This window comes from Celeribacter persicus (assembly GCF_003050785.1).
Taxonomy (GTDB): Bacteria; Pseudomonadota; Alphaproteobacteria; order Rhodobacterales; family Rhodobacteraceae; genus Celeribacter; species Celeribacter persicus.
The window spans coordinates 21,145-47,148 of sequence record NZ_QAOH01000003.1; the positions used below are offsets into that span (position 1 = coordinate 21,145).

Here is a 26,004-nt window from a genome sequence, read left to right on the forward strand (position 1 = left end):
TTCAAATCTTAAACCAAGCGTAAAACTCAGTTGCCGGTCGCGGAGTCCACGGACACCGAAACACCCGGACCCATCGTCGAAGAAAGGGAGACTTTCTTCATGTAGGTGCCTTTGGCGCCGGTCGGCTTGGCTTTCTGGACCGCATCCACGAAAGCGCGGATGTTCTCAGAAAGTTTGGCGGCGTCAAAAGATGCTTTGCCAACGCCACAGTGCACGACACCGGCTTTCTCGGCCTTGAACTGCACTTCGCCGCCTTTGGCAGCTTCGACAGCCGCTTTGACGTCCATGGTCACGGTGCCGACTTTGGGGTTCGGCATCAAGTTGCGCGGGCCGAGGATCTTACCCAGACGGCCGACGATCGGCATCATGTCCGGGGTCGCGATGCAGCGATCGAACTCGATGGTGCCGCCCTGGATGGTTTCCATCAGGTCTTCGGCGCCCACGATGTCTGCACCGGCTGCGGTCGCTTCGTCGGCTTTCGGGCCACGGGCGAACACGGCCACACGGACGGTTTTGCCGGTGCCGTTCGGCAGGGACACAACGCCGCGGACCATCTGGTCTGCGTGGCGCGGGTCGACGCCGAGGTTCAGCGCGATTTCAACGGTCTCGTCGAATTTGGCGGTCGCGTTGGCTTTGATCAGCTCAACGGCTTCCTCGACGGTGACGTTCTCTTTGCCGGCGAAAGCTTCGCGGGCCGCACGGGTACGTTTGCCAAGTTTCGCCATCACTTCACCTCGATGCCCATGGATTTCGCGGAGCCGACGATGATCTGCATTGCGCCTTCGATGTCGTTGGCGTTCAGATCTTTCATCTTCGCTTCGGCGATCTCGCGCACCTGCGCAATGGTCACGGAAGCGATGGTTTCACGACCCGGAAGCGCCGCACCTTTGGGGCGGTTGCGTTTGCCGACGGGTTTGAGACCGGCAGCCTTCTTGAGGTAATAGGACGCCGGCGGCGTCTTGATATCCATCGAGAAGGATTTGTCGGAGTAGTAGGTGATCACGGTCGGGCACGGCGCACCGGCTTCCATATCCTGCGTCTTGGCGTTGAACGCCTTACAGAATTCCATGATGTTGATACCACGCTGACCGAGCGCCGGACCCACGGGCGGGGACGGGTTCGCCTGACCGGCGGGCACTTGCAGCTTCATCTTGCCTGCGAGTTTCTTAGCCATTGGCTTTTCCTTTCCAACGGTCGCAAAACGCGTCTTGCGACCACTTCGTTGTGTGGTCTGGTCCGGACGACGCGTCGCCCTCGCCTCCCACGGCTCACATGCGGACCATAAGGTCCGCCGTCATTCAGGCCCGTTTGTTGACCTGAGTGAATTCCAGTTCGACCGGGGTGGCCCGGCCAAAGATCGACACGGAGACTTTCAGACGCTGGTTGGCGTCGTCCACCTCCTCGACCATCCCGTCGAAGCCCTCGAAAGCACCCTCGGCGACGGAGACCTGCTCGCCGACCTCGAAGGTGATCGTGGAACGCGGCTGCTCCGCGTTTTCCTCGACACGGCCCAGGATCGCCTGAACCTCACTGTCACGCATCGGCATCGGCTTGCCGAAGGACCCGAGGAAGCCGGTCACCCGGTTGATCGAGTTGATCAGGTGGTAGCCCTGATCGGTCATTTCCATGCGGACGAGCACATAGCCCGGCATGAAACGACGCTCAGTCGTCACCTTTTTGCCCCGGCGCACCTCGATGACCTCTTCGGTCGGCACCAGAACCTCTTCGATCTGATCCTGCAGGCCCTTTTCTTCCACGGCCGTCTTGATCGCTTCGGCGACTTTTTTCTCGAAGTTCGAGAGAACGCTCACCGAATACCAACGCTTCGCCATGGTGCCTTTGCCTTTTCGTTTCTCCGGCTTTCACCGGGTCTCGTTAATTCCCAACCGCAGCTTGCGCTGCGTCTCTGCGAAACAATAAAGCGGCGCGCAACTCGAATCGCTGCACGCCCGTCTCGCAAGAGTGCGCCCGCTCTATACGCTCACGGACACAAGTTCAACCCTTTAGGCTGTCAGCGACCGCCTCGAACCCGGTGGGCAAACCGTCCTGCGATACGAGATTTTTCTGTTCGAGATATTCTGCGATTTCGGCATCGCTTTTGCGTTCGCTCCAATCGCGCAATGTCGACCGCTCGCCGGTATACTCAAAAAACGGCACACCGTAGCCGCAGGAGCTTTGTGTCTCCTCCACGGTCAGCACAACGATCTGTCGACTGCCCGGCAAATCTTTGCCATCAAAATAATTGTTCAGAAGCGTGTCGAACTCTTCCGTCCCTTTCAGAACCGAGCGCCCCGTGCCGAAAAAGCGGATGATCATCGGCTGTTCCTCGAAGGAACAGAACATCATGGTCATCCGACCGTCCGCCCGTAAATGCGCAGCGGTTTCCGCTCCAGAGCCTGTCATATCGAGATACATCGCCTCGTTCGGCCCGGTGATCCGCAACGTATCGGCGGTCGGACGAGGTGAGACGTTCACCCGTGCGCCTTCGGCGGCAGTCGCCACAAAGAAAATCCTCTGGCGCTCGACAATACGGCGCAGAGTATCCGTGATGGTTTTGAAAAACTTGGCCATGCGAAACTCCTTCCGAGTTCGCATATAGCCGAAACGGACTTATCCGAACAGGTTCAGGAAACCCGTCAGACCGGTGCGGATGATCAGGTCCACGAGGAAAAAGAAGGTCGCGGTCAGCGCGGCCATGATAAACACCATCAACGTGGTCAGCATCACCTCGCGACGTGTCGGCCAAACGATCTTCGCCGCCTCTGCACGCACCTGCTGGATGAACTGAATCGGGTTGGTTTTCGTGGCCATCTTTTCGTCCTGAACCTCTGATTACCCGGCGCAGATACGCGAGCGGGACGGCAATTTCAAGCCCGCATGCCCGCCGCACGTACATATTGAGAATAATGTCCGGTGAAATGGCAGGGGCAGCAGGGTTCGAACCCGCGACCTACGGTTTTGGAGACCGTCGCTCTACCAGCTGAGCTATACCCCTAAGGCCGAGCGATGAGATAGACAAGCCGCACGCCCTTTGCAAGCCCGTTTTCGTGGCTTTTCGTTTCTCACCTTCCATCTCAGGCCAAAAGCACCAGCGTCAGCCCCAGCACCGAGACAAAAACCCAGGCCACAGCCCCAAGCATCAACGGGCGCACGCCCTTTTGCCGCAGCCGCGCAACATGGGTTTCAAGCCCCATCCCCGCAAGCGCCATGGTCAGGAAGAAGGCCGTGACATGGGCAAGCGCCTGGCTTGCCATCGGCGGCACGTCGACCAGAGAGTTAAGCACCACCACGGCGATGAAGCCGAAGACGAACCACGGCATGGGCGCCCGCCCACCTGACACACCTTCGTCCTGTTGCGCCAGAGCGCCAAGCGCAAGGATCAGTGGCGCGAGCATCAGGACCCGGCTGAGTTTCGCGATTGTCCCCGCCTGTCCGGCGGCATCGCCATGGGTGAAGGCCGCGCCCATCACCTGTGCCATTTCATGCACCGTCGCCCCGACCCAAAGCCCATAGCTCTCCGGTGCCATTGCCAGAAATCCGCCCATCACCGGCATGATCAGCATGGAGAGCGTGCCGAAAACCGTGACACAGGCAATGGCATAGGCCACATCCTCGTCCTCGCCCCCCGTCACCGTGTTGACCGCGATCACCGCCGACGCGCCACAGACCGAGGTGCCCGCCGCGATCAACTCGCCCAGCTTGCGTTCGACACCGAGCACGCGGGCCATCGCTTTGGTGAATATGAACGTCGCAGCCAGCACCACGACGACGATCAGGACACCATTCAGACCAATGCCCTCAAGCTGGCCCAGCGTGAGTTGAAACCCCATAAGCACGATCCCGGCACGCAGGATTTTCCTGACCGAGAGGCTCACCCCCGGCACGAGCACCGATGCGAACCCAAATGCGTTGCGCAGCACGATCCCCGCCACCATCGCCAGAACCATCGGACTGAGATAAGGCACCCCGATCCAGCGCTGAGCCAAAATCGCCAGCGCCGCCAAAGCCCCTGTCGCCATCAGCCCCGGCAGGTAGTGCCAGAGCCTCGCCATCCGGTTGTCCCGGTTGTCAGGGAATGTGATCTCGCTTGCATCCGCCATGGCTTGCTCCTCTGTTCAAAGGGTATGCCATTGCTATGCCGCATTACGTTTCATAAATCTAAACGATTATTATTGTTATTTCGTTCGATTTTATGAATGAATTAACCATGACCTTTGAGCAGCTCCGCATATTTCTCGCCGTCGCCGCGCGCAGCCATGTAACACAGGCGGCGAGCGCATTGAATCTGACGCAATCTGCCGTGTCCTCCGCGATTGCCACGCTTGAAGCGCAGCATGGCGTGAAGCTTTTCGACCGGATCGGACGTGGCATCGTGCTGACGGAAGAGGGGCGGTTGTTCCTGCCCGTTGCGCAACGTGTGTTGACCGAGGCGGAAACCGCGCGGAATGCGCTCGACGATCTGGCGGCAGAACCACGCGGCACGCTTCGGGTCTTTGCCAGCCAGACGGTCGCGAGTTATTGGCTACCGCCGCGCCTGATGGCGCTTCATGCGCGACATGCTGGCCTCAGGATCGCGCTAACCGTCGGCAACTCGACACAGGCGGCCAAGGCGGTGAGTGAAGGCACCGCCGATCTGGGTTTTGTCGAGGGTCCCCTGCCCGAAAGCGATCTTCAACACCAGGTGGTGGCCCGCGACGAATTGGTTCTGGTGATGCGCGACACACGTTCCATGGCCGGGTGTGAGAGTTTCTCCACCGACGATTATCGCGCCTTCACATGGGTGCTGCGCGAGACCGGTTCGGGTACACGTTCGGAAAGCGAGACGCATTTGTCCGGGATGGGATTGTCGGTCGATCAGCTCGATGTGGCACTGGAATTGCCCTCGAACGAGGCCGTGCTAGCGGCCATTGCCGCCAGCGATGCCGTTAGCCTTGTCTCACACCGTGCCCTGCGGCACTCTGCGTTCGGCCATGTGAGAGGGCATCGCATCACATGGACCGCCCCCTCTTTACGCCCTTTCGCGATGATCACCCATCCGCACCGGCATCGCACTCGTGCGGCAAGCGCCCTCATTACGGTGATTTCAGAGATGCGCGGTGACGCTGGGTCAACAAGTGAGCTGCCTCGTTCTTAGGAGAGGGTGTCTTTCAGTTTGCTTTGAAGTGACCTCGCCCACCGCGGCCCCGGGTTCTCGGGACACCTTTGGCTTTGTCAAAATACCCTGCCACCCGCGGCTTGCACCATTGCCTGGCTTCCTAAACGGGATCACGCCTTCGCAAAAGAAAAGGCTCCGCGTTTGCGGAGCCTCTCTATTCTCAACCGGAGTGGGTTCTCGTGATCTTTTGCGAGCAAAAGACACTGTCACCCACCGGTCAGAGTTTCTTACAGAAACTCGACCCGATTATTCGATGATTTTGGACACGACGCCCGAACCGACGGTGCGGCCACCTTCGCGGATGGCGAAGCGAAGACCTTCTTCCATCGCGATCGGGGCGATCAGCTCAACCGTGAATTTCAGGTTGTCGCCCGGCATCACCATCTCGGTGCCTTCCGGAAGAACGACCGTCCCGGTCACGTCCGTCGTGCGGAAGTAGAACTGCGGACGGTAGTTCGCGAAGAACGGGGTGTGACGGCCACCTTCTTCCTTGGTCAGAATGTAGACCTCGGATTCGAATTTGGTGTGCGGGTTCACCGAGCCCGGTTTACACAGAACCTGTCCACGCTCAACGCCTTCACGGTCCACACCGCGCAGCAGAGCGCCGATGTTGTCGCCGGCTTCACCGCGGTCGAGCAGTTTGCGGAACATTTCCACACCGGTACAGGTGGTTTTCTTGGTGTCGCGGATCCCGACGATTTCGATCTCGTCGCCCACGTTGATCACACCGCGCTCCACACGGCCGGTCACAACGGTACCGCGACCGGAGATCGAGAACACGTCTTCGATCGGCATCAGGAACGGCTGGTCGATCGCACGCTCGGGTTCCGGGATATAGGCGTCGACGGCTTCCATCAGCTCGCGGATTTTGTTTTCGCCGATTTCCGGGTCACGACCTTCCAACGCGGCCAGAGCGGAGCCCGCGATGATCGGAATATCGTCGCCCGGGAAGTCGTATTCGCTTAGCAATTCGCGAACTTCCATTTCGACGAGCTCCAGAAGCTCTTCGTCGTCCACCTGATCGACCTTGTTCAGGAACACCACCAGAGCCGGCACGCCGACCTGACGGGCCAACAGGATGTGCTCACGGGTCTGCGGCATCGGGCCATCAGCCGCGTTCACCACCAGAATGCCGCCGTCCATCTGGGCCGCACCGGTGATCATGTTCTTCACGTAGTCGGCGTGGCCGGGGCAGTCCACGTGCGCGTAGTGACGGTTCGGCGTCTCGTATTCAACGTGAGCGGTCGAAATCGTGATCCCGCGCGCTTTCTCTTCCGGTGCGCCGTCAATCTCGTCATACGCCTTGAAATCACCGAAATACTTCGTGATCGCCGCCGTCAGTGTCGTCTTCCCGTGGTCAACGTGCCCAATCGTACCGATGTTCACGTGCGGTTTGTTACGCTCAAACTTACCTTTAGCCATATCGTGGCGCCTCTTGGTTTGAAGGGCCGGAGAACTGGCCCGAAATTAACATCGCGGGCTAGGTAGTGGCTTCGGACAGGAAAATCAAGCGTCAGTTGCCATTTGCGACCTCACTCGCCGCCTCGGGTGCGAGAACTTCGAGGGCAGCTCTGGCTTCGTCCGCATCCGAGCTCTCCGCCTCGACCGGATCGACCCCGAACCACTGGCCATTTTCCTGCAGCCAGCGCTCGACTTTCATCGCCGCATTGCGGCTCAGAATCTCGAGCTGTTCCTCTTTCGTGCGGGTCAGACCGGAGCCGACGAGAGTGGCCCCGGAAGCGCCTTCGAACACGGTCAACAGCTTGGGCTTGTCGGTGAGTTTCTTGGCCTGCGAATCGTCCCAGACATTGACCGACAGCACGAAGACGGATTTCGGCGTGAACAGAACCGGGATGCCGGGCGCAGCCAGACCGTAAGCATCCACCTTGATCCCGATGTGATAGAGCTTGTCGCCATCGTAGCGGCCAAGCCGCGCCTGCATCGCGGATTTCAGTGCGGTTTCGATTTCCTCCTCGGTGGCGGTGCGCGAAAAGGCTGCTTTCTGCGCATCCTTGGCGACCACCACGTTATGTCCGAAGGAAAAATCGCCGAGGTTCACCAGTGGCGTCTCATCCGTTACCGCCTTGGCGTCCGCGCAAGCGGTCAGGGCGAGAAGCGTGAGGCCTAGAAATGCGCGACGGGCGGTATGGAACACGAAACAGATCCTCCTGATGGGTCGGTGCAAAGTGGTAACGGCAAAGCCGTCAGGGCGCAACGCTGTTGCTTTTGCTCTTTTTATCACTGCTCTCATCGCCGCAGATCGCCCGCAACTCGCGCCATGCGAGCGGGGACATAAACGGCGCATCGCTGGCTTCGAAACCCACGGCAGCCTCTTCGGCCCGCGTCACGCGGTCGCCAAGCTTCGGGTGAGAGGCAAGATGGGAGGCAATCCCTTCGCTGTCGCCGTATTCCTCCCGCAACCGCTCGAACAACGGGGCCAGCGCGCCCGGAGACACCCCGGCTTTGGGCAAAAGCGCATGGGCATAGGCGTCGGCGGCACTTTCGGCACCTTGGGAATATTGCGCATTCACCAGTTGGTTGACCCCCAGAAGCACCACCGTGCCCCCCGCGAAATCGCCGAACACCAGTGACAGCACCCCAAAGGTCCCGACCGAGCGCAGGGCGTGGCGGGTGGGATCGCGGTGGGCGACATGACCCATCTCATGCGCGATTACGGCGGCCACCTCCTCGGGCGCTTCAGAGGCGTCGATCAGCCCGCGCATGACAACGATCCGCCCACCCGGAAGCGCAAAGGCATTGATCATGTCGTGATCGAGAACGGTAAGCTGTACCGCCTCACGGTCGAGATCGGACACCGCAAGGAGTTTGGCTTCCATTTCCCTGAGCGCCAGAACACCCCTTTTTCCAGTACACTCGTTCAGCGGCAGGACCGTGCCGAGACTGTCGCGCACCTGCTGGTAGGTCTTGTCCCCCAACGCACGCTCTCCCTCGATCGGCAGGCCCGCCGCAAGTTGATCCGCGATCAGCGGAATGAGCACGAAGACGATGAAGGCGACAGAGGCCACCGCCCCGGCGATCAACCCCGCCAAACGTCCCTTTCCGGTCATCGGCGTCTTACGCCGGAGATTCGGCGCATCCGTCTCAAGTGCCGCCCGCAGACGCCCGTCGCGCACATAGAGCCGCGCGGTCGGCGTCATCACATTGGTATAAACCCCCAACGGTGCCTGCCCCCATTTCAGATCGCTCTGTCCCTCGACATGGCGCAGATGCGACAAGGGCCAGTTCCAGCGCAACTCGACGCCTTGCTCGTTCGTGTAGGACAGATCGAGCGCCGCCTCACCTTCTCGCAGGAGCGCATAGACCACATGGCGGGCTGCCGTCTTGCCATCGACCAACTCGCAACGCACCCCCTCGGGGATCGGCGCCCAGGGACCCGCGCCACTCATATCGCCGCCCCCAGATCGAAGGCCTCTGCGATGCCCTCCGCCTGTCCCGCCTCATCTCGGTCACGTTGACGGATTTGCGCCAGATGTTCCCCACCGGTCAGCGACAGCGTGCTGGCGTAATGGCGCCATGTGGGAAAGACGACGAAACACTGGCGGAAAACGGAAAAGAACAGGAAGGTCACCATATAGAGAAACAAGGCGAAAAAGACGGTGATCTCGGCGGAGGGCATACCCTCCTCACCGATGGAGGTGCCCTCGGACACTGCGCCGGAGGCGAAAATGCCGAAATCGGAAAGCCCCGGAAAAATCACGACAAGGATGAGGGAGGCCAGAGCGCCAACGACGAAGGTCGCCGCCGCCGTCGCGAGGTTCGTGAGGATATAGCCGCCGAGGTTGATGCCGAGAATGCTCGGAAAGGACAGGTTTGAGATCAACCCGACGCTCCCCGCCGTCTTGTGATTGGCGAGATAGCGCAGAGCAACGACCCGGTAGCGGGTGTAAAAGAACAGCGCAGCGAGCATCCCAAGGAAGATGAGAAACGGGATCAGACCGATCATCAGGGCATCGTCTTCCGTCATATCAGAGAACCGCCAAGCGATGAGTCCGCCAGCAATCGCGGGTCCCCAGACGCTAAGCAAAACCGGCAGGAAGGGTGGCAGAAGCCCGGTCCACTTGCCACCCTGCTGCAAACGCTGATCGCCGAAAAACGTGCGATCCGTGCGGAACTTCTCCAGCTTGAACGTCATCCGTGGCCACAGGAGACCAAGGCTCACGAGCGTCAGAAGAAGATGCCCCATGGCGACAAGCGCATATTTCCCCGCCGCCGGTTCCAGCGCGAAGCGGATGCCCCGCCAACGGGTGCGCGCGTAGACGTAGCGCTTGGCACGATAGGAGGCGAAATAGATCAGCGGCACGGCGATCAGAGCCGCCACCAGATAGGCCTCGAAATCCTCGTTGAACAGGACATAGGAGGCATAGACCAGCAAGAGCGCCAGCACCCCGATCAGCAACGCCAGAAACACGAGCGCGATGAGGAAACCGGTGAATTTCTCGATCCCCTTGCCGACATATTCAAGCGGCGTGCCGTCCGGACGCACGGCGGCCCAGAAATGCCGCCGGAGCCGGGTTTTCATCCAGAAGCGGTAAAATCCCAGCGTGAACACGGTGAAGATCGCGGTCCAGAGCGACAGCCGCAAAACTGGCCCCACCCGTCCCTCGAATTCCGTGTTCAACAACTGCGCCATTTAAATCACCTGTCTGCAATCACCCGTTATGCTCTCAGCTGAACTTGTTGTCCCGCGGGAAGCCATGCGGCGGTGCCTTACCGACACCGGCGCGTTTGCCGAGCCACTGGGTCAGGTCTTTCTCGGTGCGGGTGTTGCCCCCGCCCATGGTCCAGCTCAGCCCCTGCTCCCAATCGAAAGTCGTCAGATCGCTGAGGCCGCCGTCAAGCTCAAGCATGCCCTGCGCGCCCCGCGCCTGATTGTATTTCTGAAGCCGCACGCCCTTGCCGCGCCCGAGTTCGGGCACCTCATCGAGCGGGAAGACAAGGAAGCGGCGGTTCTGCGAACAGACGGCGACGTGATCGCCCTTGATTCGATGAACGATCACCGCTTTTTCGTCGTCCTTGACGTTGAGCACCTGCTTGCCCGTTCGGGTTTGGGCCACCACGTCTTTCTCGGCGATCTGGAAGCCGTTGCCCGCATTCGAGGCCACGAGCAGCTTGCCTTCGGGATCGTGTTTGAAGATGTCGACGATCTCCACCTCGTTGGGCAGGTCAATCATAAGTCTAACTGGCTCACCCATACCCCGCCCACCGGGCAGGTTGGCAGCCGACAGCGTATAGAATCGCCCGGTCGAGCCCATCAGAATGAGTTTGTCCGTGGTCTCCGCATGGAAGAGAAAACGCGGGCCATCGCCGTCCTTGAACTTCAACTCGCGGGTCAGGTCGATGTGACCCGACATCGCCCGAATCCAACCCATTTGCGACAGCACGACAGTGATCGGCTCGCGCTCGATCATTGCTTCCAAGGGCACGTCCTCGACCTCGGCAGCCTCGGCGAATTGCGTCAGACGCGCGCCGCGGGGGCCGTAATCCTTGCCGAAGCGCTTCTTGGTTTCTTTCAGCTCATCGGAAATGCGCACCCATTGCAGCTCTTCCGATCCGAGCAATTCCACCAGCCCGGCCTTTTCGGCCAAGAGCGCATCACGTTCGCGGATCAGTTCGATCTCTTCGAGACGGCGCAGAGAGCGCAGACGCATGTTGAGAATCGCCTCGGCCTGCACCTCGGTCAGTTCTCCCTGCCCTTCAGGCGCAGGCAGCGGGCTTATGTAATCCTTCTCCGACATGGCGCGCGGCACGTCGCGGCCCCAGATTTCCGCCATCAGGGCGGCTTTCGGGTCGTCGTCGTAACGGATGATGTCGATCACACGATCCAGATTGAGGAAGGCGATGATGAAGCCTTCGAGCACCTCAAGACGGTGGTCGATCTTTTCCAGACGGTGCGTCGCGCGGCGCTGCAAGACGACACGGCGGTGATCGAGCCAGGCACGCAGCACCTCCTTGAGCGAACAGACTTTCGGCGTCCGCCCGTCAATCAGCACGTTCATGTTCAGAGAGAAGCGCGTCTCAAGATCGGAGTTGCGGAACAGCGTGTTCATCAGCACGTCCGGATCGACGTTTTTCGACTTGGGCTCAAGGATCACGCGAATGTCCTCGGCGCTCTCGTCGCGCACATCGGCCAGAATCGGCACTTTCTTGGTCTGGATCAGTTCGGCCAGTTTCTCGATCAGCTTCGATTTCTGAACCTGATAGGGAATCTCGGTCACGACAATCTGCCAGACACCGCGACCCAGATCCTCGACCTCCCACTTCGCCCGCAGACGGAACGATCCGCGCCCGGTGGCATAGGTCCTCGCCATGCTCTCGCGCGGCTCAACGATGATGCCGCCGGTGGGGAAATCCGGACCTTTGACATAATTGAGCAGCGTATCGTCGCGCACGTCCGGCACTTTGATCATGTGCAGAGACGCGTCGATCAACTCGGCAATGTTGTGCGGCGGGATGTTCGTGGCCATACCGACCGCGATCCCGGACGAGCCATTGGCCAACAGGTTCGGAAAGGCGGCGGGCAGGACCTCCGGCTCGCGCAGCGTGCCGTCGTAATTGTCGCGATAATCGACCGCGTCCTCGTTGAGCCCTTCGAGCAGCGCCTCGGCGGCAATCGTCATCCGCGCCTCGGTGTAGCGCGAAGCCGCCGGGTTGTCGCCGTCGATATTGCCGAAGTTCCCCTGCCCGTCCACCAGCGGGTAACGGACGTTGAAGTCCTGCGCCAGGCGCGCCATTGCGTCATAAATCGCGGCATCGCCATGCGGATGATAGTTGCCCATCACGTCGCCGGAAATCTTGGCGGATTTGCGGAAGCCCCCGGTCGCGGACAGGCGCAGTTCGCGCATCGCGTAAAGGATGCGCCGGTGCACAGGTTTCAAACCGTCGCGCGCATCGGGCAGTGCCCGGTGCATGATCGTAGAGAGCGCATATTGCAAATAGCGCTCACCGATCGCACGGCGCAAAGGCTCGAAGCTTTCGCCCAGCGGCGCGTCTTCGTGTTCGGGGTCTTGGGTCAAATCACTGCTCATGAGGATGATGAATAGCCGCCCCTCCCGGACCGGGCAAGCGCATCTGATCCCACCCCACCCCAGAAATCAGGTTAGGTGGAAGAAAGCGGAACTTTTCCCCATTCGGCGCGTTCACTCATCAGATAGTTTACAAAAACCGAAACGGGGGGCCTGACGGTGTTACGGATTTTGAGTCTGACGACAATGACCTTATTGGGTCTATGGACCGCCTTGATGGTCTTTGGTCGCGATTTGTCTGCCGAAGAACAGGCAGAATACGACGCGCGGCGAGCCGTCAGGGTTTCCCTTGTGTCACAAATGTCGGACACATTTTACGAGACTTTTGTCGGGCCGAGCAAACGTCAGGGCGACTATGTTCCCACTCTGGCCGAATTGAGAGCACAGACCCCCGACCGCATTGCGCGCAACAACACAGCGCCCGGAACCGTACAATTGGCGAGCCTCAATGCCGATGAGGAAATGGTGCGCGCAGCAATCGTCGTCAATGCCGCGACAACCGTTGTAAGCGATCCGTCGAAAATGGCCGGCTTCCTGGCCTCGCCGCAACCGACCCCGTCCCCGGCTCAGGACCTCGTCCTGAAAGAAGTGACCGGAAGCCGTGTCAACGTCCGCTCCGGCCCCTCCACAACCAATGAAGTTCTGGGGCAGGTGATACGCGCGGAGATCGTCCGGGTGATCTCCCCGGTGGAGAATGGCTGGGTCAAAATCTCCGTCGAGGGCGACGGGGTGGAAGGGTACATGTCCGCGAAATTCCTTGCCGAAGTCTCCCACTGAGACTGTAGTTATCAGGCGAAAGTCGTTTCCTTCGGCGACTTTCATAAGGTAAGCCTTTCCCGACCCTCTCGGGAAAGGCTTTCTCATGCGCACCATTTTGATCACGGGCTGCTCCAGCGGCATCGGGTATCATGCGGCCCATCATCTGAAATCGCTAGGCTGGCGGGTATTTGCCACCTGCCGGGCAGAGGAGGACGTGGCGCGTCTGAACCAGGAAGGGCTGGAAAGTCTGCGGCTCGATTACGAAGAGCCCGCTTCGATTGAGGCGGCCTGGACCGAGGTCATGCGACGCACCGACGGCACGCTCGACGCACTATTCAACAACGGCGCCTATGCGATCCCCGCACTGATCGAGGACCTGCCCGTCGTCGCCCTGCGCCAGCATTTCGAGGCCAATCTCTTCGGCTGGCACGATCTCACGCAACGCGCCGTCAGAGTGATGCGGGAGCAGGGACATGGGCGGATCGTGCAATGTTCCTCTGTACTGGGCTTCATGACCACGAAATTTCGCGGTTCCTATTCCGCGACGAAACATGCGCTTGAGGCGATGACTACCGCTCTGCGTCTGGAAATGCGCGGCACGGGGGTGCATGTCTCGCTCATTCAACCCGGCCCGATCCGTACCGATTTCCGGCTCAATTCCCGCAAGCAATTCGACCGCTGGATTGACTGGCGGGCCAGCCCGCAATCCGCGCGCTACGACAAACTCACTCAACGGCTTTATGCCGAGACCGCAAAACCCGACGCCTTCGAGCTTGGCCCCGAGGCGGTCACAGAAAAACTGCTGCGCGCGCTTGAGGATCACAATCCAAAGGCCCGTTATCCGGTGACGAAAGTCACGGTGTTCACGGCGCTCGCCCTGCGCGTCCTGCCCGCGCGTCTCAGCGAATGGATGATGTCCAAAGGCTAGGCTCCGACGCGCAAACGCGCTATCTCTGAGGAAACGCCCCTGAAATCGACAGGGAAATCAGCGAGGAGGAGCCGCTCATGTCCGATACATTTCTTTATGTCATTGGCGCCGCCTGTCTCGTCGTCGTGCTGATTCTCGCCTTTGGCATCGCCCAGTTCGGACGCGGCGGTGTCGAGGGGGCGAAACGCTCCAACAAACTCATGCAGGCCCGTATCCTCGCGCAACTGGGCGCGGTGATCCTTGTGGTGATTTACGTGGCCCTGCGCCAATCTGGAAACTGACATGGTTGTTCTGAACAAAATTTACACCCGCACCGGCGACAAGGGCGACACCTCTCTGGGCGATATGTCCCGCGCACCGAAACATTCGACACGCGTGTCCTCCTACGGCACTGTGGATGAGGTGAACTCGGTCCTCGGTCTCGCCCGGCTTCATGCCCAGGGTGACACGGACGCGGCCCTTTCCCGCATTCAAAACGACCTGTTCGATCTCGGCGCGGACCTGTCACGCCCAAAGATGGAAAAGGACGGCGAGGCGGGCTATCCGGTATTGCGCATCGTCGACGCACAGGTCACACGACTGGAGACCGAGATCGACGCGATGACCTCCGTGCTCGAACCGCTCAGGAGCTTCATCCTTCCGGCGGGATCGCCCCTGTCGGCACATCTGCACCATGCCCGCACCGTCGCACGGCGCGCCGAGCGGATCGCGACCGAACTCTCCGCCGAAGAAAACAACGACGTGAACCCGGCCGCGATCAAATATCTCAACCGGCTATCCGATTGGCTGTTCTGCGCCGCGCGCATGGCGAATGACGATGGCCGGGCGGATGTTCTCTGGGTTCCGGGGGCGAACCGGTAAGCCATTTCCCCGAAATGACGCTGCGACACAAAATGTCCCGAACGTGACGTTCAGGATGCGTCTTTTTGCCGTTAGGGGCTATTTTCTGCAAAAGCAAACGGCTAACAACAGGGCCGGAGAGCTTTTTAGCGCCCTGCGGGGCAGACAGCTATAGGGAGTTTGCTCATGAAGGTATTGGTTCCCGTGAAACGGGTTATTGACTACAACGTGAAAGTCCGTGTGAAGGGTGACGGGACGGGTGTCGATCTTGCGAATGTGAAGATGTCGATGAACCCGTTCGACGAGATTGCGGTTGAGGAGGCCATTCGTCTGAAGGAGGCGGGTGTTGCCAGTGAGGTTGTGGTTGTTTCGATCGGCGAGAAGAAGGCGGTGGACACGCTGCGCAACGCGCTCGCGATGGGGGCGGATCGCGGCATTCTCGTGACCGAGGATCAGGGCGTCGAGATCGAGCCTCTGGCGGTCGCGAAGATCCTCGCGAAGGTGGTCGCGGAGGAGGCGCCCGAGTTGGTGATCCTCGGCAAGCAGGCGATCGACAACGACATGAACGCCACCGGTCAGATGCTCGCGGCGCTTCTCGGCTGGGGTCAGGCGACCTTTGCCTCCGAGGTGCTGATCTCCGAGGGCAAGGCGGTCGTGACCCGTGAGGTGGACGGCGGGTTGCAGACCATTTCCGTGGGCTTGCCGGCGATTGTGACCACCGATCTGCGTCTCAACGAGCCGCGCTATGCCTCTTTGCCGAACATCATGAAGGCGAAGAAGAAGCCACTCGATGAGAAAACCGCCGCTGATTACGGCGTCGACACCACGCCGCGCCTGACGGTGGTGAAGACCGAGGAGCCCGCCGCGCGTGAAGCCGGGATCAAGGTCGGCTCGGTCGATGAACTCATTGCGAAACTCAAAGAGGGAGGTCTCGTCTGATGGCTGTTCTTTGTCTTGCGGAAGTGGCGGGCGGCGCGGTTGCGCTCGACGCCACCGCGAAAGCCGTGTCGGCTTCGGCGAAACTGGGCGATGTGACGCTTCTGGTCTGTGGCGCAGCAGGCGACGAGGCCGCGAAACTGGCGGGCGTGTCCAGGGTTCTGGTCACGGAGGATGCCGCCTATGCCCATGGGCTGGCGGAAAACCTGGCCGCACTGATCGTGTCGCTGGCGGGCGATTATGCGCATATCACCGCCCCCGCGACGACCACGGGCAAGAATGTCCTGCCGCGGGTTGCGGCGCTTCTGGATGTGATGGTTCTGACCGATGTGACCTCCGTGGTGGATGCGGATACGTTCCAGCGCCCGATCTATGCCGGCAACGCGATTCAGACGGTACGCTCGAAAGATGAAAAAAAGGTTATCACCTTCCGTACCTCGACGTTCGAGGCGGCGGGCCAGACCGGTTCCGCGGCTGTCGAGGCGACGGCGGGCGCGGGCGACACCGGCCTGTCGGCCTTTGTCGAGGACAAGGTGGCGGAAAGCGACCGCCCGGAACTGACCTCGGCGAAGATCGTCGTCTCCGGCGGGCGCGGGGTCGGCTCCGAAGAGGACTTCGCGATCATCGAGAAGCTCGCCGACAAGCTCGGCGCGGCCGTGGGCGCATCGCGCGCCGCCGTCGACAGCGGGTTTGCCCCGAACGACTGGCAGGTCGGCCAGACCGGCAAGGTCGTGGCCCCCGAACTCTACATCGCCTGCGGCATCTCGGGCGCGATCCAGCACCTCGCGGGCATGAAGGACTCCAAGGTCATCGTCGCCATCAACAAGGACGAAGAGGCCCCCATCTTCCAGGTCGCAGACTTCGGCCTCGTCGCCGATCTCTTCCAGGCCGTACCCGAATTGACTGAAAAGCTCTGAACCTCAGAGCGACAACAAAACAAGAAGCCCGCCGTTCTGGCGGGCTTCTTGCTGTCCGGCTTGCTCTTTGGTGTTTACACATAGGGGGCAAGCGCATCCTGAAGCGCTGTTGCAACCTTGGAATGAACGACGGGGCCCAGCATCTCGCGGGCCGCCGGAGCATCCAGATCGGAATAGACCATGAGATCGTAACCCTGCTCAATCTCCTCGTGTGTGGCGATCACCTCCACCACGTCTTTGACCAGAGGGCGAATTTCCTCAATCATCTTCCGATTGACGAAAAGCGGATCGGCACCGATGGCCTCGCAAGCCACCTCATCATCCGCCGAATGGTCGGAAATCCAGAGCAACACAATCTCACCGCGAAGCTTGTCCGCCATGGTGCGCATCCGTGCCACCCAGGCGTCGCGCAGTTCCTGACGCACCATGACGAATTTCTGCTCTGACACATGAGCCAGCGCCTGAAGCAAATGGCGCGTGAAGTTGAAATCGGTAAAATCGACCCCGCGATAGATCGTTTGCAACAGGGTCGAAGCACGCAGAAAACGGTCGTTGCGGCGCTGATGCACGGTATAGAAGCGGTTCGACATGCTCTGTGCGCCGGGGATTTGCAGCACAGTTATTTTCGCTTTCTTGCAGATGTCGAGTACGGTTTCATCGCTCAGAAAGGCATCCACGCCAGCATTGACGCAGCCGAGGTTTACGGTCTCGATGCCCGCGCCCGCCTCGATCAAATCGGCAAAGGGCATTTCGACATATTTGCCATAGGTTTCCGTCCCGCCAAGCAAAGCAACATAGGGCTCGTTGAGGTCCTTTTGCGGCCCCCGAAACAGAAGCTTCGATGTGCCATAGCGGCACGGATTGTAGTTCAGGGCCCCTTCGCCCATGTTCTGGTAAGCCATATGTCCACCCACTGGTTCGTATTTTCACCCGGAGACCAGAATCGCAGACACAGGTTGCGAAATCGCTAAACAGACAATTCGTCATGTATTTTACAGGTCAGTCTCGCTGTCTTACCCCTTGAACCCGGCGCGACGTGGAGCGTAAGCTCTGGCCAAATTGTTACAGCGAGAAGTGTCTGGGAGAAGCGGCATGAGCATCAGCAAAGTGGGCGTCGTAGGCGCCGGTCAGATGGGCAACGGGATCGCGCATGTCTTCGCGCTCGCGGGCTATGATGTGCTCCTGAACGACATCTCGCAGGACGCCCTCGACAAGGCGATCATCACCGTAACGCGCAACCTCGACCGGCAGTTGTCGCGCGAAAAAATCACGCAGGACGAACGTGATGCCGCGCTTGCACGGATCGCTACGACGCTCAAGCTCGAAGAACTCGGACAAACCGATCTGGTGATCGAGGCGGCGACCGAGCGTGAGGACGTCAAGAACGCCATTTTCGAGCGCTTGCTGCCGCATCTCAAACCCGAAACGATCCTGACCTCGAACACCTCGTCTATCTCGATCACGAGGTTGGCCTCGCGCACCGACCGGCCGGAGAGATTCATGGGGTTTCACTTCATGAACCCGGTGCCGGTAATGAAGCTCGTCGAACTCATCCGCGGCATCGCCACAGATGAAGAGACCTATCAGACGCTTCTGGGGGTGGTCGAATCGCTCGGCAAAACCGCCGCCTCCGCCGAGGATTTCCCGGCCTTCATCGTGAACCGCATCCTGATGCCGATGATCAACGAGGCGGTTTATACGCTTTATGAAGGGGTCGGATCGGTCAAATCCATCGACGAGTCGATGAAGCTTGGCGCGAACCATCCGATGGGGCCTTTGGAACTGGCGGATTTCATCGGGCTCGACACCTGTCTCGCGATCATGAACGTGCTCCACGACGGGTTGGCGGACACGAAATACCGACCCTGTCCGCTTTTGACGAAATATGTCGAGGCCGGGTGGCTCGGGCGCAAGACCCAGCGCGGGTTCTACGATTACCGAGGCGAAACGCCGGTGCCGACACGGTAAAGAAAAGGGGCCTAAGAGGCCCCTTTTTTACGACCGAATGGTCGTCGGGATCAGGGTTAGTCAATCCGTACGCCCGCCCAGAGCCAGCGTATGCAAACGCATCCAGTCCATGAACTCGCGGGTCTTCGATTGCCACGGTTCCAGATCGACAGGCGTCAGCGGATCGCCGATGATCGGGGATTGCGGCTTGTCGAGCGCATGGGCGATCTCATGCAGCAACAACCCCTGACGGAAGCTCGCGGAAATCTTGTCCGCGATCTGATAGAGTCGCGTGTTGCGGCCCGGGAAATAGATCGGCAGCACGGTCGCGCCCGATTTCAACACCATTTTGGCGGTGAACGGATTCCACGGCTTTTCCTTCACCGGCCCCCACCAGGTTTCCGACGAGGCCACAGCACCGGCGGGGAAGAGAATGATCACGCCGCCCGCCTTGAGCGTCGCCATCGCCTCGTTGCGCATCTTGATCGACTCGCGGTGACTGTCGGGCTCGTGCGGGAAAGGCACAGGCAACATGAATGGGTCGATCTCCTGAATACCGGTCAGAAGCGAGCGGGTCAGGATTTTGTAATCGGTGCGCACCTGGCCGATCAGTTCGGCCATCACCAACCCGTCCACCAGACCGTGCGGGTGGTTTGCGACCACCACAAGCGGTCCGGTTGCGGGAATCTTGGCGATCTGCTCGGACGGCGTCTTGACCTCGATACCCATGACCTTCAGCGCCTGGGTAAAGAACGGCTGACCCATCGGCGTCCCCATCCGCTCGAACCGGCGGATACGGCGCAAGAGGGGCAATTTGCCGGTCAGCCATTCGATGGTCCGGATGATCGCAACTTTCGAAGGGTCGGAAAAGGTCCCGGCATAGGACAGTTTGCGCCCGTCATAGCGCACGAAATCGGGATCACCGGGTTTTGGGGCGTGGATCTCCGTCCCTTGGTCTTCGGGGTGAGACACTTTACATATCCTCGCCAAATCTGTCCTTGATCAGGGCTTCAAGCGCATCGGCCAGAGCCTCCGCATCGGCACCCGTCGTGGTGACGTCAATAGTCGTTCCTTTCGAGGCTGCCAACATCAAAAGCCCCATGATGCTGTCACCGCCGGTGCTCAGACCGTCTTTCGAGACATGAGCCTCGGCGTCGAATTCCTCGACCGTTTCCACGAATTTCGCCGACGCCCGGGCATGCAGCCCCTTCACGTTCACGATCTCATGAGTGCGTGTCACAGACGTCATGTGCTCTCCTCAGCCTGTTCTTCTCCGGTCAGCGGCCCTGCACATCGAAACTGTCGATGTATTTCCGTCCGGCATCCAACGCGTTGCCGACCGCTTCCGCAACCGATTTGTGACGCGATTTGGCGAGCTTGATCAGCATTGGCAGGTTCGCGCCGTAAATGATTTTCCTGTCGTCGTGATGACAGGCCATCAGGGAGAGGTTCGACGGGCTGCCCCCGAACATATCGGTGACAACGACGACACCGTCGCCGGTGTCGACCTCATCCGCCGCTTTGCAGATCTCGCGCTGTTTCATGGAGCGGTCGTGATCCGGCTCGATGGAAATCGCCTCGATCCCCGTCTGCTTGCCCACGACATGCTCTACGGCGGCCAGATATTCTCTGGCCAGCCCCCCATGCGCGACGATGACGATTCCGATCACGCCCTTACCCCGATCAGTTGCCGCCCTGGCGGCGTTCAAGTTCCCTGTGTCTTATTGACACCGGCCAATTGTGTTCCGCAAGGGCTTTGGAGAGAATTTCAGCCAGCGTTACCGATCTGTGTTGTCCTCCGGTACAGCCGAACGCAATGGAGAGATGCTTTTTTCCTTCTTCCTTATACGCCGGTAGCAAAAGGAGCGTCAGTTCCAGCACCTTGTTGAAGAACGCCGTAAACCGCGGGTCGCTCTGTACGTAGTCCTGAACCTGCGCATCCGTCCCGTTGAGCCTACGCAGACTCTCGTCCCAATAGGGATTCGCCAGAAAGCGCACGTCGAACACCATATCGACACCGCGCGGCATGCCACGTTTGTAAGAGAAACTGTGGACGGAGACAGCCATTTCCGCCTCCCGCCCCTCGGCGAACCAGCGCTCGATCTCGTCACGCAACTGATGCGGCGTCATCTCGGAGGTGTCGATCAGGATATCGGCCCGCGCCCGGACCGGCACCAGAAGGTCGATCTCCCGCGCCACCCCATCCTGCACGGTTTCGGCAGGCGCGAGCGGATGGCGGCGGCGGGTTTCGGAATAGCGCCGGATCAGCATCTCGGACGAACAATCGAGATAGAGCACCTCCGCCTCGTAGCCGGGGTTCCGGCTCAGATCGTCGATCACCTCGATCAGCCCGTTGACGGAGAAATCGCGGTTGCGCACATCGAGACCCAGCGCCAGAGGACGGCTCAGCCCTTCACCTTCGAGCAGGCGGGGCAGGATCGACATCGGCAGGTTGTCGATCACCTCGTAGCCGAGATCCTCCAGCGCATTGATCGCAGTCGATCGCCCGGCACCCGACGGGCCGGTGATCAGAACCACACGCTGCGGCGTTTTGGTCTGGGCGATCTGGCCATCGCTGGGCATGTTCACGCGACTCGGCCTCCTTTGAGCCATTGGATCAGGGCAGGGGCAAAACCGGGCCCATCGACCCTGAAAAACATGGGAATCGAGATACCGATGAGAGCCTTTTCCCGCACGGGAGGCAAGCGGTCGGTTTCAGATTGCGACAGATCGACCAAAGCCCTGATGCGTGTATGTGACAACGGAGTGGCGGACAAAAGTCCGACACCGCGGGCTTCAATCATGCCGGAGATTGTGGCGGGAGCAGTCGCAACAAGGGTCTCGCCCTCGCGCCTGAGCCCAGTGCGATCATCGGACACCAGATGTGCCCCGAAACCCATGAGCGTGAGCGCCAGCGTGGATTTGCCGCAGCCCGAGGGACCGGTGATCAAAAGACCGGAGGTCTCGTCCAGCGCGACGCAGGAAGCATGAAGATTGAGAGGGACACTCTCCTCCACGCTCTTCTGCATGGCTCAGACCGGCAGACCGACGACGAAACGCGCGCCCAGCGGATCGGAGGTGATATCGGCATCGGTCGGACGGATGTTCTCCGCCCAGATCACGCCGCCATGCGCCTCCACAATCTGTTTCGAGATCGCGAGACCCAGGCCCGAGTTGTTGCCGAACTGGCCCGCGGGACGCTCCGAGTAGAAGCGTTTGAAAATCTTGGTCAGTGCCTCTTCGGGAATACCCGGACCGGTGTCCTCGACCACGATCAGCACGCGGTGATCGCGTTTGCGGACCCAAACCCGGATCGCGTCGCCATCCTCGCAGAACGAGATCGCATTGGTGATCAGGTTGACGAAGACCTGTGCCAGACGCGCCTCAAGACCGGAAATCACAATCGGCTTGTCGGGCATGTCGGAGATGAATTCGACACCTTTCTCCTGCGCTTCCTGCGACAGGTAGTCGATCAGGTTGGTCAGCATCTGGATCAGGTTGAACTCTTCTTCCTCCTCTTTCACCAACTCGCTGTCGAGGCGGGAGGCATTGGAGATGTCGGAAACCAGACGGTCAAGGCGGCGCACGTCATGTTCGATCACATCGAGCAACTTGGCACGGTGTTCCTCTTTCTTGATCATGCGCAGCGAACCCACGGCGGAACGCAGCGAGGCCAGCGGGTTCTTGATCTCATGCGCCACATCGGCGGCGAATTGTTCGTTCGCGTCGATCCGGTCGTAAAGCGCGGAAACCATGCCACGCAGCGCCGAAGACAGCCGTCCGATCTCGTCGGGGCGGCCCGAGAGGTCGGGAATGCGCACACGACCCGGCGCCACCTTGCGGCTGTTCTTGTCACGACCGATTTCGGCGGCGGCCGCGAGATCGGCCAGCGGATTGGCGATGGTGGAGGCCAGAACGAGGCTGAGTCCGATGGAGACCAGGATGGCGATGACGAAGACCTGAAGGATCTGTTCACGCTCGACCCGGACCAGATTGTCGATCTCGCCCTCGCCGGAGGTCAGACCAATGGCACCGATGGTCTTTTCCCCTTCGGCGGTGTCGACGGTGATCGGCGCGGCAACCGTGAAGACGGTGAATCCCTCGGCATTGACGCTGGTGTTGACGTGAATTTCGTTGTTGAGCGCCTGGCTTGCAAAGTCCGCGACGTGATCCGAAACGTCGGAATTCGCTTCGCCCTGCGGCTCTCTGGCAAAGGTCACGGCAGACCAGATACGGTTGAGGAAATCGGAAATGACGGTGGAACGGTCGCCACGATCAACCCCGGCAACCTGAGCCATTTCGACGCGAGCCAAACCCTCCGTCGACGCAATCAGCGTGCCGGTTGCATCATAGACATAAACATGTTCGCGCGGGGGCAACTCCAGCACCTCCAGAACGGAGATGATATCATCCGTGCCCTCATCCTCCGCAACGAGCACCCCGTCCTTGCCCACAGTGAGCTCCAGCATGTCGGCGACTAGCGCCGCCTCGGTGACCATGGCCATTTCGCGCTGGGACACGAGGCTGTCGCGGAACGGGTTGAGGTAAAGAATACCCGCAACCATCAGGATGATTGCGACGAGGTTGAAGGTAATGATCTTCTGCGCCAGCGGAGAGCGGTTCACGGCAATGAAACGACGGCGTTCGCGCTTGGCCCGCAACTCGGCATCTAGTGTGCGCGGCGCAACCCAGTCGTCGCCGAGCACGACATCCATGTCATCGGTGCTGCGCTTGCCTGCGCGATCCATGCCGGAAGAAAGCGACATTATTCCTCGTTATACCTGTAGCCGATGCCGTAAAGCGTCTCGATCGCAGAGAAATCCGGGTCCGCAGAGCGCATTTTCTTGCGCAGGCGCTTGATGTGGCTGTCGATGGTCCGGTCGTCGACATAGACCTGATCGTCATAGGCGACATCCATCAACTGATCGCGGGATTTCACGAAACCCGGGCGTTGCGCCAACGCCTGAAGCAGCAGGAATTCGGTGACAGTCAGGGTCACATCCTTGCCTTTCCAGGTCACGGCATGGCGCAGCGGGTCCATTTCAAGCTCGCCTCGCACCATGACCTTGGTATCCTCGGTCTCGGTCACGTCGATGCCGGCAATCGCCTCCTGACGGCGCAGGAGTGCCCGGATACGTTCGACCAGAAGACGCTGGGAAAACGGTTTCTTGACGTAATCGTCGGCGCCCATGCGCAGACCCAGCACCTCGTCGATTTCATCGTCCTTCGAGGTCAGGAAGATCACCGGCATGTTGGTTTTCTGACGCACGCGCTGCAACAGATCCATACCATCCATACGCGGCATCTTGATGTCGAATACCGCCATATCCGGCAGACGCTTGTTGAACGCATCCAAAGCCGATTGGCCGTCGTTATAAGTCTCTACTTCGAAGCCTTCGGCCTCAAGAGTCATGGACACGGAGGTCAGGATATTCCGGTCGTCGTCAACCAAGGCGATACGAGACATGGTCGGTTCCCTTCAACTGCTCAACTGGTTCATTTTTTTGTGCCATACTCCGTGTTTCGTCAGGTCAAATCAAGCGAAACCGCGAATCAGTTACGGCACTGAGAGCCATGGGAAGACAAAAAACACAAGGAATGACTAATATGTCTCACCGCACCACTTTGACTGCATGCATTTTATGCCTGCATCAGAAGGGGATGGATCTGTTTGCGCTACCTCGCCCATGGTTGCGCTAACCTTGACCTGTGTCCTGTTTACGACAGGGACAACCGTGATATAGCACACCCGTCGGGCGCGAAGCCGCCCGGGCGCGAATGGCCCTTTCGCGCCATCGAATTTTATCCACAAACGCCGTCAAGGACACGGCGAGGGAGCTTTGCACATGACGACCGGACGCGTGAACCCGGCTTTCACTCTTGAGGACCAAGGCATTACCGGGCTTGGCAATGTCTATTACAACCTGCTTGAGCCCGCGCTGATCGAAGAAGCGATCAAACGTGGCGAAGGCGAGCTTGGCCAGGGGGGCTCTTTCCTCGTGAGCACCGGCGAACATACCGGTCGTTCCCCCAAAGACAAATTCGTGGTGCGCACCCCGGACGTGGAAGACACGATCTGGTGGGAAAACAACAAACCGATGGATCCGGCGAAATTCGATGTGCTCTATGCCGACATGATTGAGCACATGAAGGGCCGCGACTTCTTCGTCGAGGATCTCTATGGCGGGGCCGACCCGGAGAACCGCCTCGACGTGCGCACGATCACCGAGCTTGCATGGCACGGTCTGTTCTGTCGCACCATGCTACGCCGTCCGGAACTCAATGAGCTGGACGATTTCACTGCCGATTTCACCGTCATCAATTGCCCGTCCTTCAAGGCCGATCCGGAACGTCACGGTTGCCGTTCGGAGACCGTCGTCGCGCTGAACTTCGAGAAAAAGCTGATCCTGATCGGCAACACCGAATATGCCGGCGAGAACAAGAAGGGCGTGTTCACGCTTCTCAACTACATCCTGCCGGGCAAAGGCATCATGGCGATGCACTGCTCCGCCAACCACGCCCCGGGCAACCCGGTCGACACGGCGATCTTCTTCGGTCTCTCCGGCACCGGCAAGACGACGCTTTCGGCCGACCCGTCCCGCGTGCTGATCGGCGACGACGAACATGGCTGGTCCGACAAGGGCACCTTCAATTTCGAAGGTGGCTGCTATGCGAAGACAATCAACCTGTCCGCGGAAGCGGAACCCGAAATCTACGCCACGACCTTCAAATTCGGCACCGTGGTCGAGAACATGGTTTACGACCCGCACACCAAAGTGCTCGATTTCAAGGACAGTTCTCTGACCGAGAACATGCGCTGTGCCTACCCGCTGGAGTATATCTCCAACGCGTCTGAAACCGCGATGGGTGGCCATCCGAAGAACATCATCCTTCTGACCTGTGACGCGTTCGGCGTTTTGCCTCCGATCGCACGCCTGACTCCGGCGCAAGCGATGTATCACTTCCTCTCCGGCTTTACCTCGAAGACTCCGGGCACCGAGGTGGGCGTCGTGGAACCGATCCCGACCTTCTCCACCTGCTTCGGCGCGCCGTTCATGCCGCGTCGTCCGGAAGCCTACGGCAACCTGTTGCGCGAAAAAATCGCGAAGCACGGTGCGACCTGTTGGCTCGTGAACACCGGCTGGACCGGCGGTGCCTTCGGCGTCGGGTCGCGGATGCCGATCAAGGCGACCCGCAACCTGCTGCACGCGGCGCTCGACGGCTCGCTGCATGACGTTGAATTCCGCACCGACCCGAACTTCGGCTTCGAAGTGCCGGTTTCCGTGCCGGATGTGGCCGACGTCCTGCTCGACCCGCGCAAGACTTGGAGCGTGAACGAGGAATACGACGCGCAAGCCGAAAAGCTCGTGAAAATGTTCAAGGAGAACTTCGAGCAGTATCTGCCCTATATCGACGACGACGTGAAAGCCGCCGCGATCAAGTAATCCTTGCCGCACGGCAACATTCTGCGCCCCGGTT

Annotated in this window: 28 protein-coding genes and 1 tRNA gene; 9 read left to right on the forward strand and 20 right to left on the reverse strand. The window is 60.0% G+C overall.

The window, feature by feature from the left end:
- Nucleotides 1-26: 26 nt before the first annotated feature.
- The 7 genes from rplA to C8N42_RS04760 all read right to left on the reverse strand — a co-directional run bounded on the left by rplA (nucleotide 27) and on the right by C8N42_RS04760 (nucleotide 4,100).
- The gene (rplA, locus tag C8N42_RS04730; RefSeq protein ID WP_107815404.1) at nucleotides 27-725 is read right to left on the reverse strand and encodes a 50S ribosomal protein L1; all 699 of its coding nucleotides are present in this window, start codon (nucleotides 723-725) and stop codon (nucleotides 27-29) included.
- The gene (rplK, locus tag C8N42_RS04735) at nucleotides 725-1,174 is read right to left on the reverse strand and encodes a 50S ribosomal protein L11 (protein ID WP_107815405.1); all 450 of its coding nucleotides are present in this window, start codon (nucleotides 1,172-1,174) and stop codon (nucleotides 725-727) included. The genes rplA and rplK overlap by 1 nt, the downstream gene beginning before the upstream one ends.
- 124 nt (nucleotides 1,175-1,298) lie before the next feature.
- Nucleotides 1,299-1,832: a transcription termination/antitermination protein NusG gene (nusG, locus tag C8N42_RS04740; protein ID WP_107815406.1), complete on the reverse strand. Its 534-nt coding sequence runs from the start codon at nucleotides 1,830-1,832 to the stop codon at nucleotides 1,299-1,301.
- 163 nt (nucleotides 1,833-1,995) lie between these two features.
- Entirely contained in the window at nucleotides 1,996-2,571 is a 576-nt protein-coding gene (locus C8N42_RS04745) for a pyridoxamine 5'-phosphate oxidase family protein (protein WP_107815407.1), read from the reverse strand.
- Between the two features lie 39 nt (nucleotides 2,572-2,610).
- Nucleotides 2,611-2,811, reverse strand: coding sequence for a preprotein translocase subunit SecE (gene secE, locus C8N42_RS04750; RefSeq protein ID WP_066707241.1), 201 nt, complete (start codon nucleotides 2,809-2,811; stop codon nucleotides 2,611-2,613).
- Nucleotides 2,812-2,919: 108 nt separating this feature from the next.
- Nucleotides 2,920-2,995: transfer RNA gene (locus tag C8N42_RS04755), tRNA-Trp, on the reverse strand.
- 79 nt (nucleotides 2,996-3,074) lie between these two features.
- Nucleotides 3,075-4,100, reverse strand: a complete 1,026-nt coding sequence (locus tag C8N42_RS04760) for a YeiH family protein (RefSeq protein ID WP_245889966.1) — start codon at nucleotides 4,098-4,100, stop codon at nucleotides 3,075-3,077.
- 107 nt (nucleotides 4,101-4,207) lie between these two features.
- Between C8N42_RS04760 and C8N42_RS04765 the strand changes: the two genes are divergently transcribed.
- The gene (locus C8N42_RS04765) at nucleotides 4,208-5,134 is read left to right on the forward strand and encodes a LysR substrate-binding domain-containing protein (protein WP_107815408.1); all 927 of its coding nucleotides are present in this window, start codon (nucleotides 4,208-4,210) and stop codon (nucleotides 5,132-5,134) included.
- A 267-nt stretch (nucleotides 5,135-5,401) separates the two neighbouring features.
- On the opposite strand, the gene tuf is transcribed toward C8N42_RS04765, so the two are convergent.
- The 5 genes from tuf to C8N42_RS04790 form a co-directional block, all read right to left on the reverse strand.
- Nucleotides 5,402-6,577, reverse strand: coding sequence for an elongation factor Tu (tuf, locus tag C8N42_RS04770; RefSeq protein ID WP_107815409.1), 1,176 nt, complete (start codon nucleotides 6,575-6,577; stop codon nucleotides 5,402-5,404).
- A gap of 91 nt (nucleotides 6,578-6,668) precedes the next feature.
- A complete protein-coding gene (locus C8N42_RS04775; protein WP_107815410.1) occupies nucleotides 6,669-7,310 on the reverse strand; it encodes a hypothetical protein in 642 nt (213 codons plus the stop codon).
- Nucleotides 7,311-7,359: 49 nt separating this feature from the next.
- Nucleotides 7,360-8,562, reverse strand: coding sequence for a M48 family metallopeptidase (locus C8N42_RS04780; RefSeq protein ID WP_107815411.1), 1,203 nt, complete (start codon nucleotides 8,560-8,562; stop codon nucleotides 7,360-7,362).
- The gene (locus tag C8N42_RS04785) at nucleotides 8,559-9,806 is read right to left on the reverse strand and encodes a DUF898 family protein (protein ID WP_107815412.1); all 1,248 of its coding nucleotides are present in this window, start codon (nucleotides 9,804-9,806) and stop codon (nucleotides 8,559-8,561) included. Before C8N42_RS04785 ends, C8N42_RS04780 begins: the two co-directional genes overlap by 4 nt.
- 34 nt (nucleotides 9,807-9,840) lie before the next feature.
- Nucleotides 9,841-12,201, reverse strand: coding sequence for a DNA topoisomerase IV subunit A (locus tag C8N42_RS04790; protein ID WP_107815413.1), 2,361 nt, complete (start codon nucleotides 12,199-12,201; stop codon nucleotides 9,841-9,843).
- 213 nt (nucleotides 12,202-12,414) lie between these two features.
- Here C8N42_RS04790 and C8N42_RS04795 point away from each other — a divergent pair, with 213 nt between their 5' ends.
- The 6 genes from C8N42_RS04795 to C8N42_RS04820 all read left to right on the forward strand — a co-directional run bounded on the left by C8N42_RS04795 (nucleotide 12,415) and on the right by C8N42_RS04820 (nucleotide 16,578).
- Nucleotides 12,415-12,975 carry an SH3 domain-containing protein gene (locus C8N42_RS04795; protein WP_170109212.1) on the forward strand — a complete coding sequence of 187 codons (561 nt, stop codon included), beginning with the start codon at nucleotides 12,415-12,417 and terminating at the stop codon, nucleotides 12,973-12,975.
- 85 nt (nucleotides 12,976-13,060) lie between these two features.
- Complete coding sequence (locus C8N42_RS04800; protein ID WP_107815415.1) at nucleotides 13,061-13,885, forward strand: SDR family NAD(P)-dependent oxidoreductase; 825 nt, start codon at nucleotides 13,061-13,063, stop codon at nucleotides 13,883-13,885.
- A 77-nt stretch (nucleotides 13,886-13,962) separates the two neighbouring features.
- Nucleotides 13,963-14,166, forward strand: coding sequence for a twin transmembrane helix small protein (locus tag C8N42_RS04805; RefSeq protein ID WP_107815416.1), 204 nt, complete (start codon nucleotides 13,963-13,965; stop codon nucleotides 14,164-14,166).
- A 1-nt stretch (nucleotide 14,167) separates the two neighbouring features.
- On the forward strand, nucleotides 14,168-14,746 hold the full coding sequence (locus C8N42_RS04810; protein ID WP_107815417.1) for a cob(I)yrinic acid a,c-diamide adenosyltransferase: 579 nt from the start codon (nucleotides 14,168-14,170) through the stop codon (nucleotides 14,744-14,746).
- A gap of 165 nt (nucleotides 14,747-14,911) precedes the next feature.
- Nucleotides 14,912-15,664: an electron transfer flavoprotein subunit beta/FixA family protein gene (locus C8N42_RS04815; protein ID WP_107815418.1), complete on the forward strand. Its 753-nt coding sequence runs from the start codon at nucleotides 14,912-14,914 to the stop codon at nucleotides 15,662-15,664.
- Nucleotides 15,664-16,578, forward strand: coding sequence for an electron transfer flavoprotein subunit alpha/FixB family protein (locus C8N42_RS04820; protein ID WP_107815419.1), 915 nt, complete (start codon nucleotides 15,664-15,666; stop codon nucleotides 16,576-16,578). The genes C8N42_RS04815 and C8N42_RS04820 overlap by 1 nt, the downstream gene beginning before the upstream one ends.
- Before the next feature lie 74 nt (nucleotides 16,579-16,652).
- Here the strand turns inward: C8N42_RS04820 and C8N42_RS04825 are convergent, their stop codons facing one another.
- Entirely contained in the window at nucleotides 16,653-17,480 is an 828-nt protein-coding gene (locus C8N42_RS04825; protein ID WP_107815420.1) for a DUF6473 family protein, read from the reverse strand.
- A 190-nt stretch (nucleotides 17,481-17,670) separates the two neighbouring features.
- On the opposite strand from C8N42_RS04825, the gene C8N42_RS04830 reads away from it, so the two are divergent.
- Nucleotides 17,671-18,546, forward strand: a complete 876-nt coding sequence (locus C8N42_RS04830; RefSeq protein ID WP_107815421.1) for a 3-hydroxybutyryl-CoA dehydrogenase — start codon at nucleotides 17,671-17,673, stop codon at nucleotides 18,544-18,546.
- Nucleotides 18,547-18,606: 60 nt separating this feature from the next.
- On the opposite strand, the gene C8N42_RS04835 is transcribed toward C8N42_RS04830, so the two are convergent.
- The 7 genes from C8N42_RS04835 to C8N42_RS04865 are packed head-to-tail and all read right to left on the reverse strand — an operon-like array spanning nucleotide 18,607 to nucleotide 23,992.
- A complete protein-coding gene (locus tag C8N42_RS04835) occupies nucleotides 18,607-19,497 on the reverse strand; it encodes a lysophospholipid acyltransferase family protein (protein ID WP_107815422.1) in 891 nt (296 codons plus the stop codon).
- Nucleotide 19,498: 1 nt separating this feature from the next.
- The gene (locus C8N42_RS04840) at nucleotides 19,499-19,774 is read right to left on the reverse strand and encodes an HPr family phosphocarrier protein (RefSeq protein WP_107815423.1); all 276 of its coding nucleotides are present in this window, start codon (nucleotides 19,772-19,774) and stop codon (nucleotides 19,499-19,501) included.
- Nucleotides 19,775-19,802: 28 nt separating this feature from the next.
- Complete coding sequence (locus C8N42_RS04845; protein ID WP_107815424.1) at nucleotides 19,803-20,195, reverse strand: PTS sugar transporter subunit IIA; 393 nt, start codon at nucleotides 20,193-20,195, stop codon at nucleotides 19,803-19,805.
- A gap of 13 nt (nucleotides 20,196-20,208) precedes the next feature.
- Complete coding sequence (gene rapZ, locus C8N42_RS04850) at nucleotides 20,209-21,090, reverse strand: RNase adapter RapZ (RefSeq protein WP_425430514.1); 882 nt, start codon at nucleotides 21,088-21,090, stop codon at nucleotides 20,209-20,211.
- A 20-nt stretch (nucleotides 21,091-21,110) separates the two neighbouring features.
- Nucleotides 21,111-21,554 (reverse strand): HPr kinase/phosphorylase, encoded by a 444-nt coding sequence (locus tag C8N42_RS04855; RefSeq protein WP_107815426.1) that lies wholly within the window; start codon nucleotides 21,552-21,554, stop codon nucleotides 21,111-21,113.
- 3 nt (nucleotides 21,555-21,557) lie between these two features.
- Nucleotides 21,558-23,291 carry a sensor histidine kinase gene (locus C8N42_RS04860; protein WP_107815427.1) on the reverse strand — a complete coding sequence of 578 codons (1,734 nt, stop codon included), beginning with the start codon at nucleotides 23,289-23,291 and terminating at the stop codon, nucleotides 21,558-21,560.
- The gene (locus C8N42_RS04865) at nucleotides 23,291-23,992 is read right to left on the reverse strand and encodes a response regulator transcription factor (protein WP_107815428.1); all 702 of its coding nucleotides are present in this window, start codon (nucleotides 23,990-23,992) and stop codon (nucleotides 23,291-23,293) included. The genes C8N42_RS04860 and C8N42_RS04865 overlap by 1 nt, the downstream gene beginning before the upstream one ends.
- Before the next feature lie 379 nt (nucleotides 23,993-24,371).
- Between C8N42_RS04865 and C8N42_RS04870 the strand changes: the two genes are divergently transcribed.
- Nucleotides 24,372-25,970 carry a phosphoenolpyruvate carboxykinase gene (locus C8N42_RS04870; protein WP_107815429.1) on the forward strand — a complete coding sequence of 533 codons (1,599 nt, stop codon included), beginning with the start codon at nucleotides 24,372-24,374 and terminating at the stop codon, nucleotides 25,968-25,970.
- The last annotated feature ends 34 nt before the right edge of the window (nucleotides 25,971-26,004 follow it).